Origin of the sequence: Neisseria subflava (genome assembly GCF_024205705.1) — a bacterium.
Classification (GTDB): Bacteria; Pseudomonadota; Gammaproteobacteria; order Burkholderiales; family Neisseriaceae; genus Neisseria; species Neisseria subflava_D.
On sequence record NZ_CP073115.1, the window covers coordinates 1,282,758 to 1,301,560 of the forward strand.

General features: G+C 46.8%; 17 protein-coding genes and 3 tRNA genes. 5 read left to right on the forward strand and 15 right to left on the reverse strand.

The window, feature by feature from the left end; translation table 11 throughout:
• Positions 1–19 precede the first annotated feature (19 nt).
• The 5 genes from KCG54_RS06190 to KCG54_RS06210 form a co-directional block, all read right to left on the reverse strand.
• Positions 20–811 carry a TrmH family RNA methyltransferase gene (locus KCG54_RS06190; protein ID WP_254323688.1) on the reverse strand — a complete coding sequence of 264 codons (792 nt, stop codon included), beginning with the start codon at positions 809–811 and terminating at the stop codon, positions 20–22.
• 118 nt (positions 812–929) lie between these two features.
• A complete protein-coding gene (locus tag KCG54_RS06195) occupies positions 930–1,478 on the reverse strand; it encodes a sigma-E factor negative regulatory protein (RefSeq protein WP_254323689.1) in 549 nt (182 codons plus the stop codon).
• 5 nt (positions 1,479–1,483) lie between these two features.
• The gene (rpoE, locus tag KCG54_RS06200; protein ID WP_004519728.1) at positions 1,484–2,083 is read right to left on the reverse strand and encodes an RNA polymerase sigma factor RpoE; all 600 of its coding nucleotides are present in this window, start codon (positions 2,081–2,083) and stop codon (positions 1,484–1,486) included.
• Positions 2,084–2,297: 214 nt separating this feature from the next.
• A complete protein-coding gene (gene tilS / locus KCG54_RS06205; protein WP_049322762.1) occupies positions 2,298–3,626 on the reverse strand; it encodes a tRNA lysidine(34) synthetase TilS in 1,329 nt (442 codons plus the stop codon).
• 88 nt (positions 3,627–3,714) lie between these two features.
• Entirely contained in the window at positions 3,715–4,674 is a 960-nt protein-coding gene (locus tag KCG54_RS06210) for an acetyl-CoA carboxylase carboxyltransferase subunit alpha (protein WP_254323690.1), read from the reverse strand.
• A 203-nt stretch (positions 4,675–4,877) separates the two neighbouring features.
• Here KCG54_RS06210 and KCG54_RS06215 point away from each other — a divergent pair, with 203 nt between their 5' ends.
• Entirely contained in the window at positions 4,878–5,279 is a 402-nt protein-coding gene (locus tag KCG54_RS06215; RefSeq protein ID WP_049322760.1) for an RNA-binding S4 domain-containing protein, read from the forward strand.
• A gap of 94 nt (positions 5,280–5,373) precedes the next feature.
• Here the strand turns inward: KCG54_RS06215 and KCG54_RS06220 are convergent, their stop codons facing one another.
• The 4 genes from KCG54_RS06220 to KCG54_RS06235 all read right to left on the reverse strand — a co-directional run bounded on the left by KCG54_RS06220 (position 5,374) and on the right by KCG54_RS06235 (position 10,492).
• Positions 5,374–6,573 (reverse strand): hypothetical protein, encoded by a 1,200-nt coding sequence (locus KCG54_RS06220; RefSeq protein ID WP_349306428.1) that lies wholly within the window; start codon positions 6,571–6,573, stop codon positions 5,374–5,376.
• Between the two features lie 96 nt (positions 6,574–6,669).
• The gene (gene recD / locus KCG54_RS06225) at positions 6,670–8,433 is read right to left on the reverse strand and encodes an exodeoxyribonuclease V subunit alpha (RefSeq protein ID WP_254323692.1); all 1,764 of its coding nucleotides are present in this window, start codon (positions 8,431–8,433) and stop codon (positions 6,670–6,672) included.
• Between the two features lie 132 nt (positions 8,434–8,565).
• Complete coding sequence (lolD, locus tag KCG54_RS06230) at positions 8,566–9,249, reverse strand: lipoprotein-releasing ABC transporter ATP-binding protein LolD (protein WP_003679081.1); 684 nt, start codon at positions 9,247–9,249, stop codon at positions 8,566–8,568.
• On the reverse strand, positions 9,242–10,492 hold the full coding sequence (locus KCG54_RS06235) for a lipoprotein-releasing ABC transporter permease subunit (RefSeq protein ID WP_254323693.1): 1,251 nt from the start codon (positions 10,490–10,492) through the stop codon (positions 9,242–9,244). The genes lolD and KCG54_RS06235 overlap by 8 nt, the downstream gene beginning before the upstream one ends.
• Positions 10,493–10,706: 214 nt before the next feature.
• On the opposite strand from KCG54_RS06235, the gene KCG54_RS06240 reads away from it, so the two are divergent.
• Positions 10,707–10,994: a hypothetical protein gene (locus KCG54_RS06240; RefSeq protein WP_003683377.1), complete on the forward strand. Its 288-nt coding sequence runs from the start codon at positions 10,707–10,709 to the stop codon at positions 10,992–10,994.
• 62 nt (positions 10,995–11,056) lie between these two features.
• On the opposite strand, the gene recR is transcribed toward KCG54_RS06240, so the two are convergent.
• The 4 genes from recR to rnr form a co-directional block, all read right to left on the reverse strand.
• Positions 11,057–11,662 carry a recombination mediator RecR gene (recR, locus tag KCG54_RS06245; protein ID WP_254323694.1) on the reverse strand — a complete coding sequence of 202 codons (606 nt, stop codon included), beginning with the start codon at positions 11,660–11,662 and terminating at the stop codon, positions 11,057–11,059.
• 82 nt (positions 11,663–11,744) lie between these two features.
• Positions 11,745–13,598 (reverse strand): SurA N-terminal domain-containing protein, encoded by a 1,854-nt coding sequence (locus tag KCG54_RS06250; RefSeq protein WP_254323695.1) that lies wholly within the window; start codon positions 13,596–13,598, stop codon positions 11,745–11,747.
• A gap of 145 nt (positions 13,599–13,743) precedes the next feature.
• Positions 13,744–14,091, reverse strand: coding sequence for an ArsC family reductase (locus KCG54_RS06255; protein WP_250579753.1), 348 nt, complete (start codon positions 14,089–14,091; stop codon positions 13,744–13,746).
• An 82-nt stretch (positions 14,092–14,173) separates the two neighbouring features.
• Entirely contained in the window at positions 14,174–16,654 is a 2,481-nt protein-coding gene (gene rnr / locus KCG54_RS06260; RefSeq protein WP_254323696.1) for a ribonuclease R, read from the reverse strand.
• Positions 16,655–16,748: 94 nt separating this feature from the next.
• Here rnr and KCG54_RS06265 point away from each other — a divergent pair.
• From KCG54_RS06265 to KCG54_RS06275, 3 genes are all read left to right on the forward strand, one after another.
• Positions 16,749–16,835 (forward strand) — tRNA-Leu (locus tag KCG54_RS06265).
• 38 nt (positions 16,836–16,873) lie between these two features.
• Positions 16,874–16,960: transfer RNA gene (locus tag KCG54_RS06270), tRNA-Leu, on the forward strand.
• A 59-nt stretch (positions 16,961–17,019) separates the two neighbouring features.
• A tRNA-Ser gene (locus KCG54_RS06275) sits at positions 17,020–17,110 on the forward strand.
• Between the two features lie 177 nt (positions 17,111–17,287).
• On the opposite strand, the gene KCG54_RS06280 is transcribed toward KCG54_RS06275, so the two are convergent.
• Together KCG54_RS06280 and rpiA are read right to left on the reverse strand one after the other, a co-directional pair.
• Positions 17,288–18,031 (reverse strand): thermonuclease family protein, encoded by a 744-nt coding sequence (locus KCG54_RS06280; protein ID WP_254323697.1) that lies wholly within the window; start codon positions 18,029–18,031, stop codon positions 17,288–17,290.
• Positions 18,032–18,104: 73 nt separating this feature from the next.
• Complete coding sequence (gene rpiA, locus KCG54_RS06285; protein ID WP_003679072.1) at positions 18,105–18,776, reverse strand: ribose-5-phosphate isomerase RpiA; 672 nt, start codon at positions 18,774–18,776, stop codon at positions 18,105–18,107.
• Positions 18,777–18,803 lie beyond the last annotated feature (27 nt).

Sequence of the window (18,803 nt, forward strand, 5' to 3'; positions counted from 1 at the left end):
TAAAATCGTATTATTGTTTTCAGACGGCCTGGGCATGGATACGCTGCCGCATTTGTTCAAACAGACAAACCGTTGCTGCCATCGCGACATTCAAAGATTCGGTTTGCCCTAACATGGGAATTTTGACACAGGCATCGGCCTTCTCTTTTACCGTTTCACTCACGCCGCTGCCTTCATTGCCAAACACCCAAGCACAAGGTTGACTGAGATCCATCTCATACAAACCGATATTGCGACCGCCCAAGGCAGTTGCCCAAATTTGATGCTTATACGTTTCCATCCAAGCGGATAATTCCACTCGGCTGAAAATAGACAGCAGAAAATGCGCGCCCATCCCCGCTCGCAACACTTTAGGCGACCAGATATCTACGGAATCATTGCCGCACACGATTTTCTTGACTCCGGCCGCCGCCGCGCTGCGTAAAATCGTGCCTGCATTGCCTGGGTCTTGTACCCGCTCCAATACCACGCAATCGCCGTCTGAAGGTAAACCTGCCTGCTGCGGAATATCAATCCAAGTCATCACATCATCGGCATCGGTCAGGCTGGTGATTTTAGACAGTGCTTCGTTACCAACCCAAGTAATCAATCCCTCATCCAACTGCGCCGTCATGTCTTGAATTTCAGGATGTTGCTGTTTCTTTTCAGGCAGATAAACCTGTTTGGGCGTACCGCCGCTTTGCAAATAAGTTTGCAGCAGATGTACGCCTTCCAATACGGTTTCACCGCTTTCACGCCTTGCTTTGGCCTGCGTCAGCAGACGGAATAAATATTTGAGCTGTTCGTTTTGAGCAGAGGTAATCAGTTTCATGGAACGCATTATAACTGTTTTGACTTCGTTGAAGCTATGCTTTCAGACGGCCTGACGGTTTTACTTCGGAAATAAAAAACCCTTGCAATGAAGCAAGGGTTTTGCATGATTTCATTTTTTACTGCACAACAGTCTGCTGCTCATTTTTTTGCTCGGTGCGGACAGTCGGACGATTTTCAATTTTTCCGTCTTTTGCCGCATTCGGCACAACAGTCTCGCCAGGCTCGGAAGCCGCTTTATCAACAGGCGTACCGCTTACCGGAATAATATTTTGGGCAGGCTGAGTATTAGACTTCTCTGCAACCGGCATGGCGTCACGAGAAGATTGCGGTGTAAATTGCCATACTGCAACAGCAATCGCACACACGCTGGCAGCGGCCGCGAAGAATTTGAAGAAGCCGCTATTAGCCGCTTCACGCTGAGCATATTTTTCCTGTTTGCCTTCAGCTTCGGCTTGAGGCACTGTAAATGCTTTGCTTTGCATGGTTTCACCGGTAATACTTGCCGCTGCACCCTGACGGATACAGTCGCCGATAATGTGGTACTCATGCCAAGCGCGCAAGGCTTCCTCATCTGCCAATACGGCATCCAGCATCTCATCAGTCAATGCTTCACCGTCCATCAATGCAGACACATACTCCAATGCTTTATTTGTTTTGTCGTTCATTTTTATTACCACCTTTGATCTTCAGAAGTATCCAACAGCGGCCGCAAATCTTTTGCAATCAGTTCACGCGCTCTGAAAATACGCGAACGTACTGTACCTATCGGACAATCCACTACCCGAGCTATTTCTTCGTAAGACAAGCCGTCCATTTCCCTAAGCGTAATGGCTTGACGCATATCGTCTGGCAGTTGCGCAATGCTTGCTTCGACGGTCTGCAAGATTTCCCGATTCATCATCTCAGCTTCCGGCGTATGGTAATCCGCAATCTGATCAGTTAAATCAAGAACATCTCCCTCCTCATTGGCTGCTTCCGAACTGACAAAAAACTGACGACCCGAAGTGGTTAGAAAATTCTTTGCCGTATTGATACCGATACGGTACAGCCATGTATAAAATGCACTCTCACCTCGAAAATTAACCAGCGCACGATAAGCCCTAATCATTGCCTCTTGGGTTACATCGTGCACTTCATGCTCATCCTGAATAAAACGGGAAATCAGTCTGTTTAGCCGACGCTGATATTTGGACATCAGCATCTCGAATGCCTTATGGTCACCTTTCTGCGCGCGCTCCACCAAAACTTGATCTATTTGGCGATCGTTCATACTCACCCTTTAATCGTTTTACTGCTTTAAACCAAAAAATAGTAAAGCGTGCTGTGCACAATAAAGACAACACTGCTTTGAAATAGTTCCATAAGATTACATTTAATGGCAAAAGTTTATTCGTGTAGGTACTCTAATATAAGCTGTATTGCTTAATATACCTACACTTAGCACAAGTAGTTAAATTACTGATACTTACTAAATTTAGAGTTATTTACTTTACTTTTGCCATATATTCGACCAACTTTCTATGAACTGGCAGATAGCCTTGCTCTATTTGAACATCGCTTCCAACCCTAAGGTTAGCAACAGCAAGGCACTTGTTGCCCATACTTATGATAATCGGCCAATATTTACGCACGAGTGGCATGATATGACACTCCTGCAATAGTTTTTCGACTGATTTTTCCTTCTGACCGGACTGAATCACGTCGCCCTCGGATACAGTTCTAAGCACAGCCGGCTTTTCCAACTCCTCTTCCGGCAAACCGCCTTTAAACGGTAATAAAACAAAACCGTTTTCCAGCAAAATATCTTTCAGACGGCCTCGAACTTCCCAACCATTACACCAAGGCAGCTGTTGAAATTCACTTTCTTGCCAAATAAACAACTGATCCTGATAGGCGACCAATTCGCCGTTTGGCAAACTCAACTGCGCCTGTTCTGCGGTTTCCAATACTCGGGTAAAATCGACAATACTGTGATAAGAAGGCAATGATTCCGCTTGCTTTCGCAAAAAATACCAAAGCAACCGACGGCGCAAGAGTTGCGTACATTGCCGCCACAGACTGATACTGAATATTCCGTCCGGACTGATGCGCTGATATTCAGACTCAACCAATTCATCTAAAAGCTGCAAATCTTCCTGCAATAATCGGATATTGGCACAAATTTGCCGCTCAAAATTCGGAATCCGCTGCTGCCATTGCGGCAAGGTCTGATTTCTCATCCAATTGCGTAAATAGCCGGAGTCTTCGTTACTTTCGTCTTCGACAAAAGACAGCCCCCATTGTTGCGCATACCCTGCCAATTCCTGACGGGAAAATGCCAAAAGCGGCCGCCAGATTTGGATCTCTTCATTTAAATCACGCCATACCGGCATGGCCGCCATACCGCGCAATCCGCCGCCGCGTACGGCCGACAGCATAAATGTTTCAATTTGATCATTGCGATGGTGGGCCAAAACAATAATTTTCTTCAGGCCGTCTGAAAATGCCTGATATCGGGCAGCCCTGGCCGCCGCTTCCAAACCTTTTCCTTGTTTTTCCACATTGACACGGCACACCCTCAAGGCAACATCCAAACGCCGACAATAATCCTGACAAAATTTTGCCCAACTGTCGGCATTGGTGCTTAAACCATGATGAACATGGACGGCACGCAAATCAAAACGGCGAAATTCACGCATCCGGTGCAAAAGATGCAACAGGACAACGGAATCCAATCCGCCGCTCAAACCAACTTCAAAAACAGTATGGCTCGGCAAATCAAGAAAAGCTGCTTGAAAACTTTTAAATAGGGAATCAGGGGATAGTTGCGACATTTCAGACGGCCTGAAATTATGAATGACTCAAAAATAGAATACAAAAAAAGCAAGCAGCGACATCTGCTTGCTTTTTCAGCAGCCAAACTTATTTATCGGTAAATTTACCGTAAGCCATGATGCGGTCGAAACGGCGGGAAAGCAAATCAGGCATGGTCATGCTTTGCGCTTCGCTTAATTGCTGTTCCAAAACGGTTTTAACGTTTTTCATCGTGGTTTCAAAATCACGGTGTGCGCCGCCTAAAGGCTCATCAATTACTTTATCGATGACATCCAATTCTTGCAGGCGTTTGGCGGTAATCCCCAATGCTTGCGCGGCGTCTGCTGCTTTTTCGGCAGTTTTCCAAAGAATAGAGGCGCAACCTTCGGGAGAAATCACCGAATAGGTCGAGTATTGCAGCATATTGATGTAGTCACCGACAGCTACTGCCAACGCACCGCCCGAACCGCCTTCGCCAATGATGGTGCACAATACCGGTACATGCAGGCGGGTCAGTTCGTACAAATTACGGCCGATGGCTTCAGACTGGCCGCGTTCTTCCGCGCCAATGCCCGGATACGCGCCCGGAGTATCGACAAAGGTCATGACCGGAATATTGAATTTCTCGGCAGTCTGCATCAAGCGCAACGCTTTACGGTAACCTTCGGGACGCGGCATACCGAAATTGCGGCGGATTTTTTCTTTGGTATCGCGGCCTTTCTGATGGCCAATGACCATCACGCTTTGACCGTTGAAACGTGCCAAACCGCCGATAATGGCATGATCGTCAGAATAATGACGATCGCCGTGCAACTCTTCAAAATCGGTAAAAATACCGTTGATATAGTCCAAAGTATAAGGACGTTGCGGATGGCGGGACACTTGTGAAATTTGAGCCGGAGTCAGCTTGCTGAAAATCGACTTGGTCAACTCGTTGCTTTTCTTTTGCAGTCTGGCAATCTCGTCGGAAATGTCGACGGCCGATTCATCTTGTACGAATCGCAACTCGTCGATTTTATTGGTTAATTCGGCGATGGGTTGTTCAAAGTCCAAAAAAACGGGTTTCATAAAACGAAGCTCTCGGTAATGGTTGCTGACATGATACGCTAATCAGACGTATTTGACAGCATTTCTCAAAGGGAAACTGCCATCTTTTGCAATAAAAAACTTTCAGACGGCCTTTAACAAAGAAATAGTATATCTGCACTAAACTCATGGAGTGCCGTATCTTATGATAAACTTCAATTCAGTTCAATCATTTCAAACAGGCTATGAAAAACGATCATGACAATTCGTCCATGCGCTTGGACAAATGGCTGTGGGCCGCGCGCTTTTTCAAGACCCGTGCGCTGGCACAAAAACACATTGAGCTAGGCAGGGTTTTGGTAAACGGCTCGAAGGTGAAAAACAGCAAAAATATTTCCACCGGCGACACCATCGACATGACTTTGAACTCCCTCCCCTACAAATTCAAAGTCGCCGCGCTCAATCATCAACGCCGCCCGGCACCGGAAGCGCGTTTATTGTACGAAGAAGACATGAAAACGGCTGCCGAACGCGAAGCTCAAAAACAACTCGACCAGGCCAGCCGCATCAGTGCCGCTTATCCGGACGGACGCCCGACCAAACGCGACCGCCGCCAGCTTGACCGCATGAAGCGCGATAGCTGGTAAAGCGTTTCATCCATTGTTTCAGACGGCCCTATATCCATGCCGTCTGAAAACCAAAAACAGGCAGGACATCCTGCCTGTTTTTTATTTGTGGTAATTAAAATTTATATTCTAACTGACCGCGAATAACGTTCACGTCCTGCTTATCCGTGCCAACGGTAGGCGTAACCTGTTTGCCGGCCAAATAGAAGCCTTTGAGTTTCCAGTTTTTCCAAGGAATATAGGTTGCACCGATTTGCACGCCTTGGACGTTTTTGCTGTAATCCTCAACAGAAGAGACACCGGACAACGAACCGACACGGCGGTAGTTCAAGAATACGTCGTAAGAATTACGGACGTTCCAGTCGGCCGATTTATAGCGCACTTCAGTGAACACGCCGTCATTTTTGATTTTTTGTCCGGCATCATTATAAGCTTTGATATTGGACTTGCTGACCGCGGCCATCCAACGCCAATCGTCATTAAATTTAATGTCCGTACCGATTTCTCCGAAGACCGCGTTTTTCTTCGCGCCGCGTACATCGATGTCTTTCATGTAGCTGACGGTTGCGCCGACGTTGATATTCTCATTCACAGGCAACACGCTTTGAACCGCGGCAAAATGTCTGCGGCGGCCGCCGATGCCCCATGCGTTGTCGTTCAGATTGCCTGTACGGCGGCCCGCATAGATTTTGGTCGGCAGGGTTTTATTGTCAAAGAAGATTTCACCGCCGGTAACTTCGGTATCCCACACGCGGCCGTATGAAGAGAACGCGCCAAATTTACCAACACGCGCTTTGATGTTGTTGTACACAGTCCCTTCGGCATACAGTTTATTGACCGGCACATCATGATCGCCGTTGAATTTACCGGTTTCCAAATCGATATTCGGCTCGATTTGCGCTACCAATTTCCAATCTTTGTACAGTTTTGCGCGTAACCAAAATTCCGCGTTGAAGTTGGCATTGGTGTCTTCAGGCGTCGGATTAACGCTGCTGTTGTTGGCATTGATGTCTTTGGTATCCGCACGTACGCGCAAACCACCGTTCACAGTTAACAAATCATTGAAAATGCTGATTTTATCGTCATCTTTGCGAATGATGCTGCCGGAATTGACATAATCGTTGGTGGTGGCCAAAGCCGCCGCATCACGCCCGCCATCAGCATTCTCTGCCAATGAATAAGATGATGAAGCCAATAAAATACAGGTTGCAATCAGTTTGGTTTGAAATTTCATGCCGACTCTCCAAAAGAAGATATTGAAAGTGAAGTATTCGATAAAGCGTACAAAATTATGAATTTTGTATAAATTATTCATTTTATTTACTAATTATTTTTATCGTATGTAAATTAGTGTAATCAGTCAAGCAGATTTAAACGCTTTATCCTCTTTCAGACGGCCTCTTGATTCAGGTCAAACGGAAGCCTGCTCATCAGGCTCTTCAAACTGCCATTTCAAGGCATCGGCCAATGCCGTCCTGCGTTTTTGATGGCATCCCACAGCCTGACACAATTCCTCCGCATTTCCCCAAAACACAAAACGTTCACGCGCGCGGGTAATGGCTGTGTAAAGCAAAGCCTTATCTAAACCTCGAGCCTCTTCTTCACTCTCCGTCGTTGCAGGCACTGACGGAGGTAACAGCCATACTTCCCGATATTCCGAACCTTGGCTCTTGTGCACAGTCATAGCAAAAGCCGATTCAAAATCCGGCAAACGGCTGATGGCAATTTTTTTGAATCCATCTTTCTCAGGAAAATAGGCAGACAAGCCATTCAACGATTCTTCATCTTTCATAATCAGCCCGATGTCGCCGTTAAACACTTCCAGCATGTAATCATTGTGCGTAATCATGATGATTTGTCCGGCAAACCAAGGCATTTCGCCCAAAACTTTTCCTTGTCGTTGCAGGTATTCTTGATAAGCCTGATTCAAATCATCCGCATCCTGCCGCCAAGCTGCCAATACCACTACATCGGCAGCATGACCATAGGCAAGTGCAACATTATTCTCTGCCACGGCCTGCCAATAATCCTGTTGCTTTTGATACAGTAAAGCAACCTGCTCTTTCAGACGGCCTGGTTTCATTTCCAATTCTTTGGGGAACTTGTCAAACTGTTCGACCGCAGTTTGCTTTTCCCCGGACACCACCGCCCTTGCCAAACAGCCGATACCGCTGTCTGCACCAAAACGGTGACTGAACGTCAATTTGGCATTGTTTTGTGATAAAGCCTGTGGCTGCCCTTTTATCTCAAAGCCATGATTGGGCAGGTACACTTCCAGCTTTTCAGCGGTTTCTTTATCCAAAGCCGTTGGACGCGACAATGCCGCCAATACGGCTCCTAACCCAACCGACGGCAACTGGTTTTCATCGCCAAGCAACACCAAACGACAACCGGTCGGCACGGCGCGCAATAAATCCAATACCAGCGGCAAATCCAACATCGAAGCCTCATCCACCACCAAAACATCCAATGCAAGCGGATATTCATGATTGAACGCAGGGCGCATTTGCGGCGGACGCAGTTTCAACAAACGATGGACAGTCTGCCCTTCCAAGTTTTCCAGATGCGCTTTGACGCTCGGAGACAAATCAAAACCGTCCAAAGCACGTTGCAAAGCCCGTGCCATATGCGCAGCCGCTTTGCCCGTCGGTGCCGCCAACGCGATACGGGGCAACTTCGTACTGTTATTACAAATCAGGCCCAAAAGCTTTGCGACGGTTGTCGTCTTACCTGTACCCGGCCCGCCGGTAATCAGCATAAAGTTTTGCAGCAAGGCCAAAGCCGCAGCATCCCGTTGCTCTTTGCTATCTTTAGTATCAAACCAGTCGCTCAGGCTTTTTGAAGCCGCCATGAAATTCACTTCTTCCGCCTCGGCACTTGCCAGCCGTTTGATTTCAACAGCCAAATCATGCTCCAACTGCCACATCCGCCCTAAAAACAATTTCCGGTCTTGCAGGATAAGTGGTTTATCCGCATTGCCGACCAAATTCGGCAAGTTGCTTAAGGCATCAACATCCGCTTTATCCAAGTAAATAAACGAATGCCCGTTTTGCAAGGCTGCAAACAGTCGAACCACATAAGGCTCAATAACGGATGCACCCTGTACTTCGTGGCGGCGGAAAAACGCTATGGCCGCATCTGCGGCAGAGGAAAGGATAGAGTCGGTCGGATTCATAGCTCAGGATTGATTGATACGGAAAAAAGAAAGGCCGTCTGAAAAGCAGCGTTTCCATAAATGAAAACCTATTTTTCAGACGGCCTCTATTATACCGTTCAAAGCATAAAATATTTGCCTGAAATAATAACCTTATTGCAGCACTTGCAGGCTGCCGTCTTTCATGGTCATTACCCGGTCGAAACGCTCAGCCAGCTCGTCATCATGGGTTACCACAATCAGGCTGGTGTTCAATTCGCGTTTCAAATCCAGCATCATGTCCAGTACATTTTGCGCATTTTTACGGTCAAGGTTTCCCGTCGGCTCATCTGCCAACAGGCATTTCGGCTCATTAACCAAAGCACGGGCAATGGCCGCACGCTGACGCTCACCGCCGGAAAGTTCGCTCGGACGGTGCAGCATACGCTTATCCAAGCCAACCTTTTTCAGCATCTTAACAGCCTTCTCCTCAGCCATCGCTTTGGGCATTTTGCCGATTAAAAGCGGCATCATGACATTTTCCAAAGCAGAAAACTCAGGCAATAGATGGTGGAACTGATACACAAAGCCCAAATAACGGTTGCGCAATTCGCCCAATTGTTTTTGGCTCAAACCACCCAAATCCTGATCCATCAGTATTACCTTGCCTTCAGACGGCATATCCAAACCACCAAGAAGGTGCAGCAATGTGGATTTACCGCTGCCTGACGAACCGATGATACTCACGCTTTCCGCTTCGGCAACTTCAAAATCTAAATGATTCAACACTTGCACATTCAATGCGCCGTCATTATAGCTTTTGCCAACGCCGATACATTTCAAAATTGTCTTACTCATAACGCAAAGCCTCCGCAGGTTGGGTTTTTGCAGCACGCCAGCTCGGATACAGTGTGGCGATAAATGCCAAGCCAAGCGAAATGCAGGCAATAACGGCAACATCCTTCAAATTCACATCACTAGGCAGGTAATCGATGAAATAAACCTGTGAGTTAATCAAATGCACGCCAAACAGGTCTTCAAAAAACGCGACAATCTTGCCGACATTCCAACCCAGCAATACACCGCATACCACGCCTACAAGCGTACCGAAGAACCCCGCAAATGCGCCCTGCACCAAGAAAATCTTCATGACGCCGCCCGGAGACAAACCCAAAGTGCGTAAAATCGCAATATCGGCTTGTTTTTCCGTTACTGCCATTACCAAGGAAGAGACGAGGTTAAACGCAGCAACCGCGATAATCAGTGTCAAAATGATGAACATCATGCGTTTTTCCAACTCAACAGCTTCAAAATAGCTGCGGTTGTTAAACGTCCAGTCGCGTACCCATACTTCATCTTTTTTAGCATCTGGAATCAACTTGGCAATGAAAGACGGTGCATTCTGAGGATCAGCCAGTCGCAAACGCAGCCCACCGACATTTTCTCCCAGCCGATACAAGACTTGTGCATCCTTGATATGCGTCATGGCCAATGTGTTATCGACTTCATAAACACCTGTTTTTACCACACCGACCACATTAAACTGCTTCAAGCGCGGTACCACGCCGGCAGGGGTAACGTTACCCTCTGGCGTAATCACTGTAACCTTGCCGCCAATCTCCGTGCCCAATGCCTCAGCAAGCCCTTGACCCAAAATAATATCAAATTCGCCCGGCTTCAAATCATCAAAACTGCCAGCCGGCATATCCTTGCCGTAATCCACGACATTTTTTTCTTCAGACGGCAAAATACCGCGTATCTGCACACCGCGTACTTCCCCGGCATTGGCAAGTAAAGCCTGATCGGAAACATAAGGTGCGCTGGCCAATACTTCCTTTTTGCCTTTTACAAATTCGCGCAAATTCTGCCAACCCGGCGCGCTACCGACATCGTAATAGCCGATTTCCGCATGAGGTGCGACGTTCAACAATTGACCGCGTATCTCTTTCTGAAATCCGTTCATCACGGATAAAACCACAATCAGCGCCGTTACGCCCAAAGCGATACCGGCGATTGAAATCATGGTAATAAATGACATAAAACCGTTGCGTTTTTTCGCACGCAGATAGCGCAGGCCTATCCAAGTTTCTAAAGAAGCCATTCAAAAATGCCTCATTCGTTTGTCAAAAAAGGCTTATTGTACCGTAAAACCGACAGGTCGTCCGATTGCCCGACTGATGTAGCATTCAGGGATAAAGTGTATGTAAAACCATGTATCTTCCCGTAAATTCCACCGAAAAACTTGCACAACCGGCCAATCGCCCTTATTCTGAAGCTGTGACACACTTTGTCACCATCAAAAAGGAAATACACTAATGAACAGCAAAAAATTCTTGGCCCTCGTATCCGTAGCTGTAGGTTTGTCATTCAGCTTCAATGCATATGCTGCCAAAGAAATCAAAATCAGTTCAAACAATACCGCTTACTCCGACGCCGATGTTCAAAAACTGGCAGCCACTGCTGTCGGCATGGGCGTAAAAGAACCTGTCAGCCTCAACAGTGGAAACGGTGTTGTTACCGTATCCGGCAGCAGCGCAACCAAATGCGCATTCAAAGTCGGCAACGGCGATACGCCTCAAATTCAAGGCGTCAGCTGCAAATAATCTGATTTAATCAATGAAAAGGCCGTCTGAAAGACTTTCAGACGGCCTTTTTATATTGCCATTTAAGATTGGATATTCCTTCTATCGTAAACAGCTTGAGCCAAAGTACCGGCATCCACATATTCCATCTCGCCGCCTAAAGGGATTCCCCTTGCCAATCGGCTGACTTTATAAGGAAGGTTTTTAAACAATTCTGCCAATACATATGCTGTCGCATCGCCTTCGGCTGTGAAGTTGGTTGCAATGATAATTTCCTCAATATCGCTCACCTGCAAACGGGCAACCAGCTTATCTAACGCTACTGCCGAAATATCCATGCCCTGCGCCGGACTGACTTGCCCCATCAGAACGAAATACAGGCCATCATGACAATTAGCCGCCTCCATACTGGAAACGTCCGCTGGCATATGTACAATCATCAAGCGGCTTTTCTCACGTTTTTCGTCCGCACAAATTTCACACAAATCGCCTTCGCAAAATGTGTTGCACATCCGACAATGCTGCACCTGTTTCAAGGCAAATTGCAAAGCATCCACCAACTCCTGCGCTTCTTCGCGTTTGTACTGTAAAAGCTGGTAAGCCATGCGTTGTGCGGATTTCGGGCCGACATTGGGCAGGATTTTTAATGCATTAATCAAACGGACAAAGGCATCAGGATTTTTACTCATGATTTCAGACGGCCTTTTAAAAGATAGCTAAAAATAAGAAAACAGCCGGAATTTATCCGGCTGCCCTACTCAAATACTCTGCTTATTCGGCAGCATTATTAACTTGCTGTGCGCCTTGCTTACGATCGATTTGCTTACCCAAATACTGGAGTAAATTATCAAACACATTGGCAGAAAGCTGCTGAACCAAAGCCTGTTTGGCAGCCGGAATCTGTGAATCGGCATTTTCAGGAGCAGAAACGCTCTGAACTTCCATAATCACCGGTGCAGGCATACCTTCCAACAATGCGTACGCAGGTTTACCGCCGACAGGGCGCGCTTTCAGCAAAGCCGCATAAGCCTCCGGAGACATGGTTCTACGCGCATCTTGCGCGCTCAATTGCGAAACAGGCGACCATTGAACGTCGGCAGCTTTACCAGCTTTCAACGCTGCCAAAGTTTCTTGGGCTTTCTTCTCTGCCAGTTTGGCGGCTTCAGAGCGCATATATGCTGCGCGGACAGTGTCTTTGACTTCTGCAAATGGTGCAATTTTCTCTTCGCGCACTTCTTTCGCACGAATGACCCAAACGGTTTCGTTGTTGATGGCAATGACTTCAGAATTGTGTTTTTTCTTCAGTACATCGTCGCTAAACGCAGCATTAATCAACGTTTCAGGCAAACCGGCTTCTTTCGCGCCCGCTTTGGTCACCCATTCATCCAAGTTTTCCACTTTCAAGCCTGAATTGGCGGCTGCTTTTGCCAAAGAAGATGGATCATTGAAGGTATCTTCACCCAATTTTTCTTTGGCCGCGTTAAAGGCAGAAGCTGCTTTTTTCAGTTTCAAGGCTGCTTCGATCCGCGCTTTGGCTTGTTCCAAAGTCGGCTCAGCTTCGACATTCAAAACTTTGATGATGTGATAACCCAAAGACGATTTAACGGTATCGCTGACTTCGCCTTTGCCCAATGCAAATGCCGCTTTATCGAATTCAGGTCCAAAGCCGCTGCCGCCGCTTTTGCTCAGGTAGCCCAAATTGCCGCCTTTGTTGCTGCTGGACAAATCTTTGGAGTACTTGGCCGCCAGCTCAGCAAAAGCATCTGGGTGCGCTTTGAGTTCTGCAGCCATTTTGTCCACTTCGGCTTTAATTTCCGCATTGCTTGCTTCATCTCCGTTAGGCATAACCGGAATGAAAATATGCGCAATTTCGGCTCTTGGCGACAAATCTACGCTTTTGCTGTCATAAGCTTTTTGTACTTCTTCCGCACTGACGGTTTGCTTGTCAGCCAAATCCTTGATATTCAAAGCCACATATTCCAGCTTAACGGCTTGAGGAATCAAGTAATCTTTCTTATGCGCTTCATAATACTTTTGCAAAGCCGCATCATCTACTTTTACTTGTGCCGCAAATGCTTCAGGGCTGAACGTAAATGAACGGATGGTACGGGTGGCTTGAGTCAGGTTAATCAACTGACGCGCTTGCGCATCGCTGACCAACGCACCGTTTTGCACCAAATTCAACAGATTTTGCAATTGGAACTGTTCGCGGATATCTTCGACAAACTGATCCTCTGTCATTTTGCGCTGATCCAAATACTTCTTGAGCAAATCCTGACTGAATTTGCCGGAAGCATCATGGAAATTCGGATCATCCACGATAACTTGCTTGATTTGTTCCTGAGACACAGCGATGCCCATCAGCTTGGCACCCTGCTTCAGGTAAGCACGTTGCAATAAAGATTGGAATATAGCATCACGCGAAGGCGCATTATTGCCGGCAGCTTGCTCATTTTGTATCGCAATCTGTAAAGCATGCTCGCTGACCTTCTCATCCCCGACTTTGACAATGTAATCAGAACCCGGCGAAGACAAATTATTGGCACCGAATCCGATAAAGGTTAGACCGATGATACCTAAAACAATCTGGGCGGGTGTTTTATATTTTTCAACAATATGGAACATATTTATCCGAAAGAAAAGTTTGGCGCGGCAGCCGGAAAATGCTGCCGCAAAAATCTTAAAATCCTGAAAACAGGCTCAAAGCGCGTATTGTAACGTATTTTTTCGAGGCTTGCTTTTTCAGACGGCCTAAAAACCTAAAAATGCCTTATCCGAAAATTTCCTGATACGCTTCTACTGAAAATCCGACATGAACCTGTCCTTCTTTGACCAATACAGGCCGCTTGATGATGCTGGGATTTTCCATCATCAAAGCAATGGCACCTTCTTTTGTGGCGGCAGATTCTTGCGCATCTTTATCCAACTTGCGCCAAGTCGTGCCTCTTTTATTGAGCAAAATTTCCAAAGCTGCCTGCTCCAGCCAGCCATCAATCAATTCGGCAGTCGGGGCGTTTTTCTTAAAATCTACAAACTCAAACTCGATGCCGTTTTCCGCTAACCAACTACGCGCTTTTTTAACCGTATCGCAATTGGGAATACCGTACAGTTTTATCATTTTATTCATCCTTAGTTTTATTCATAAAAATCACAAATTCAGGCCGTCTGAAACTTTTCAGACGGCCTGAATTGAATGCAGCTTATTTCTTAGCAGCTTTCTTCACTTTAATCTTCACGCTTTTGCCTTGAGCGTTATTTTTACCTCCGGCTTTGACGGAAGCTGTTTTCGCCTGCGCTTTTTTCTTGCTTGCAGCTTTAGGTTTGCTTGGCTTTGCAGGCTTAGAAGCAGGTTTACTTTTCACCTTACTCTTCTTTGCCTTCACGGGAGCAGCCAACGCTTCATAAATTTCTTTAGCCGAAAGTTTACGCTTACGCTTTTCGACAGACTTGTCAGCAGCTATCGGCTTGCTTACAGGTTTTGCTTTTCTACTGCCACGTTTCTTACCGACTGAACCGCCGCTGACTAAGGTCAAATCAATCTTGCTGGTATCCAAATCAGCACGCGCGACTTTCACAGTGACCGTATCGCCCATGTTGAAACGGACACCGCTGCGTTCACCCTCAATCGCCATAATTTCAGGACGGAAGTTGAAATAATCCTCTCCCAAATCACTGATATGTACCAAGCCATCGATATGAATGTCGTCCAACGTTACAAAAATACCGAAGCTGGTCATGCCCGAAATCTTGCCACTGAAGACTTCGCCGACTTTGTCACGCATATAATAAGTTTTCAGCCAGTTTTCCACATCGCGGCTGGCATCATCGGCTCGGCGTTCGCAGAAAGAGGTATGCACGCCCAAGGCCTCCCAGGTTTTATTGGGTTGGTAAGTTTGTCCGTTCAACACCGCCTTAATGGCACGATGTACCGTCAAATCGGGATAACGGCGGATAGGCGAAGTAAAGTGTGCATATGCGCTATAAGCCAGACCAAAGTGACCGTCGCAATGCGGCTCATAAACCGCCTGCTGCATAGAACGCAACATCATCACTTGCAACAGCTCCGCGTCCGGACGGTTTTTAAATTGCTCAGCAAGCGCAGCATAGTCTTTCGGCGTCGGATTATCGCCGCCACCCAAACTCAGCCCCAACAAACCAAGCTGCTCGCGTAAAGTGGCCAGTTTTTCGGGAGTCGGGCCCAAGTGATTGCGGAATAAAGCCGTATGTTTGTTTTTCAGCAAAAATTCTGCCGCGCAAACATTCGCTGCCAACATACATTCTTCAATCAATTTATGCGCATCATTGCGAACAACAGGAACGATCTTGTCGATTTTACCGTTGTCGTCGAAAATCATCTGAGTCTCAACGCTCTCAAACTCAACCGCGCCACGCTCAAAACGTTTTTTCTGCAAGATTTTAAATAACTGATACAGAGTATCGATTTGCTGCTTAAACGGATGATCCTGGCCGTCTGAAATCCAATCCCAAACTTGATTGTAAGTCAGTCGCGCATGAGAACGCATTACTGCCGGATAAAAACGGTATTCCTTGATATTGCCGGCATAGGTAATCACCATATCGCACACCATACACAGGCGTTCGACATCAGGATTGAGCGAGCAGATGCCGTTGGACAACTTCTCCGGCAACATTGGAATCACACGGCGTGGGAAATACACGCTGGTACTGCGTTCTTGAGCATCCACATCGATTCCGTCATCAGGACGGACATAATGGCTGACATCGGCAATCGCCACCACCAAACGGTAATTGCGACCGACTTTTTCAGCAAAAACCGCATCATCAAAGTCCCGTGCAGTTTCGCCATCAATGGTTACCAGAGGCAAATCGCGTAAGTCCACGCGTCCTTTCAAGTCGGTTTTACGCACATGATCGGGAATTTTCTTCGCGGCTTTGACACATGCTTCGCTAAATTGATGAGGCAAATGGTGCTTGCGTACAGCGATTTCGATTTCCATACCGCTGTCGGCATAATCGCCCAACACTTCAATCAGCTTAGCCACAGCAGGACGATGCGCTTCAGGATACGTCTCAATTTCAGCCACAATCACTTGGCCGGATTGCGGTTTAAAGTGCGCCACGCTTTCAGGCTCTAACACGATACTTTGGCTCAAACGCTTGTCTTCGGCTTCCAAAATAGCCACGCCGCGATCCATATAAAAACGGCCGACCACTTTAGACTGCGCACGCTCCACCACATCCAAAACCGTACCTTCACGACGGCCTCTGCGGTCGATACCGGCAGGACGAACGGTAACAATATCCCCGTGCATCACGCCGCGCATCTGACGCTCATACAAAACAAAATCGCCCTCGCCTGTCGGCGTTAGCGGCACGGCAAAACCAAATCCGTCTTTATGCGCTTCGACACGGCATTTAACCAGTGCCAATTTTTCTGCTGCACACACCGCTCCACGTCGGTTGATCAACACCTGACCATCGCGCGCCATCGCTTTCAGACGGCGCTCGAAGAATTCATATTCATCTTCTGTAATTGATAATTCATGTGCCAACGCTTCGATTTTTGTCGGCACGCCTTTTTGTTCCAATAATTCAATAACCCATTCACGGCTGGGCAGCGGATGAGCGTAACGTTGTTTCTCCCGCTCCAAGTGCGGGTCTTTTTCTCGTAAATTTAAAGATTTAGTATTTTTGTTCATTTTGATAGTTGACATTCTTTTTTTAAAATATATAATAGCTGCTTCTTCGCAGTTCAGGTAGTCAACTCTACCTTAAATTGAAGAATAAAGCAAAGCCCAGGTGGCGGAATTGGTAGACGCGCTAGCTTCAGGTGCTAGTGTCCTCACGGGCGTGGAAGTTCGAGTCTTCTCCTGGGCACCAAGTATTTTGGTGCTTCTTTGCTTAAGAAAATTTAAATTGCCCAGGTGGCGGAATTGGTAGACGCGCTAGCTTCAGGTGCTAGTATCCTCACGGGTGTGGAAGTTCGAGTCTTCTCCTGGGCACCACTGATAGATCAGTCAAGTTTTCACATTATTCTGAATAACAAGTCAGGATAATAGTCCACAGAGAGGTGGATGAGTGGTTTAAGTCGCACGCCTGGAAAGCGTGTATACGTGAATAGCGTATCGAGGGTTCGAATCCCTTCCTCTCTGCCAGATACTAAAGACACCAGCTAACGGTGTCTTTTTTCATATCTGATTACATCAAATATTACATTACACTTTTATTTCTCTTACCTTCTAATCAGAAACCTGCCACTCATTCTTATCTTATACTATATTGTAATGATTAAAGGCCGCCTGAAAGTTTTCAGACTGCCTCTTTCTTAAAACCTACCAAATCCCAAACCATTGTTTATCAGACTGCTTTTTATTGCCGTTCTGCTGCTCGTGGTTTTGACGACGAAATTGCCAAGGTGCTTGCGGATTGTCTTTTTTCCACAAGCCTTTACGCTTTTCCTTGGCTTGTTTTTGTGCGGCCGAATAGTCGGTGTAAGCAGTTTTACTTTGTTGTTTTTTGGCATAACTTTCATAATGCCATGCGGCGCCATCCCGTATCTGCATCAAATTCAAGTCAATCGTGCCGACTGATACTTGGGCAACTTCGCGCTGGTAACGGTCGGCTTCAAACACGCGGACTTTGGCTTTTTTATGCAATGCGGCATCAATCAAATTGTCTCGTGATTGCGTACCATAGGCCTGATTGATTTCCGGCGCATCGATATAGGCCATGCGGATTTTGTGTTTTCGGCCGTCGCTATCGATAATGTGTATAGTATCGCCATCATGGATTTTGATGATTTTTCCGTTGTATGTGTAGGATTGTCCCGATGACTTTTGTTTTTGTTTTTGTTCCGGTTTGGGTTTAGCTTCGGCTTTGGTGTCAGATGTGGCTTTGACGACATTTTCACCCAGCCATTCATTAACCTTTTCCAAACCGATATTGTCGCCTTGTGCCAATGTTGCAGCAACGCTTACCCCGGTACGAATCAACTCGGTATCGCGTGAGCTGTAACCAAGTGCGCCCAAAACGGATAAAACAACGGGCAACCATTTTATAATTTTACTGATTTGCATATTTTGCCAAATTGAAGGCCGTCTGAAAGACCTGATACACTTTCAGACGGCCTTTAAGATTGATTAATCTTTATTAATCCTGACAAGGCAGGATGACTTTTGCGCCTTCTGCCGTACCCAAAACCAACACATCGGCGGCATCGCGGGCAAAAATACCGTTTTCGAGTACGCCGGTGATTTTATTGATTTCGTCTTCCATTTTCAGGGCTTGGTCGATATTGAGGCCGTGAACATCAACGATTTGGTTGCCATAGAAAGTCGTATAGCCGACACGCAACTCAGGCTGTCCGCCCATGGCAAGCAGTTTGCGCGACACCAGCGAACGGGCATTTTCAACCACTTCTACCGGCAATGGAAATTTGCCCAAACGGGAAACATATTTGCTTTCATCGGCGATACAGACAAATTTATCGGATGCGCTGGCCACGATTTTTTCGTTCAAATGCGCACCGCCGCCGCCTTTGATCATTTGCAGCGCGTGGTTGACTTCGTCTGCGCCGTCAACATAAACCGCCAAACCCATCACTTCATTCAGTGAAACTTCTGGAATCTCGTATTTTGCCAAAAGCTCGCTGGATTTTTTAGAAGTAGACACGGCACCCTTGATTTTCTTACCGCTTTTCCCCAAAGCTTCGATAAAGAAGTTGATGGTAGAGCCGGTACCGATACCGATGTATTCGTTTTCAGGAACAAATTCCACCGCTTTTTCGGCGGCAATACGTTTGAGTTCGTCTTGAGTTGCCATGTTGTCAGTCTTTCAGTTTGAATAATA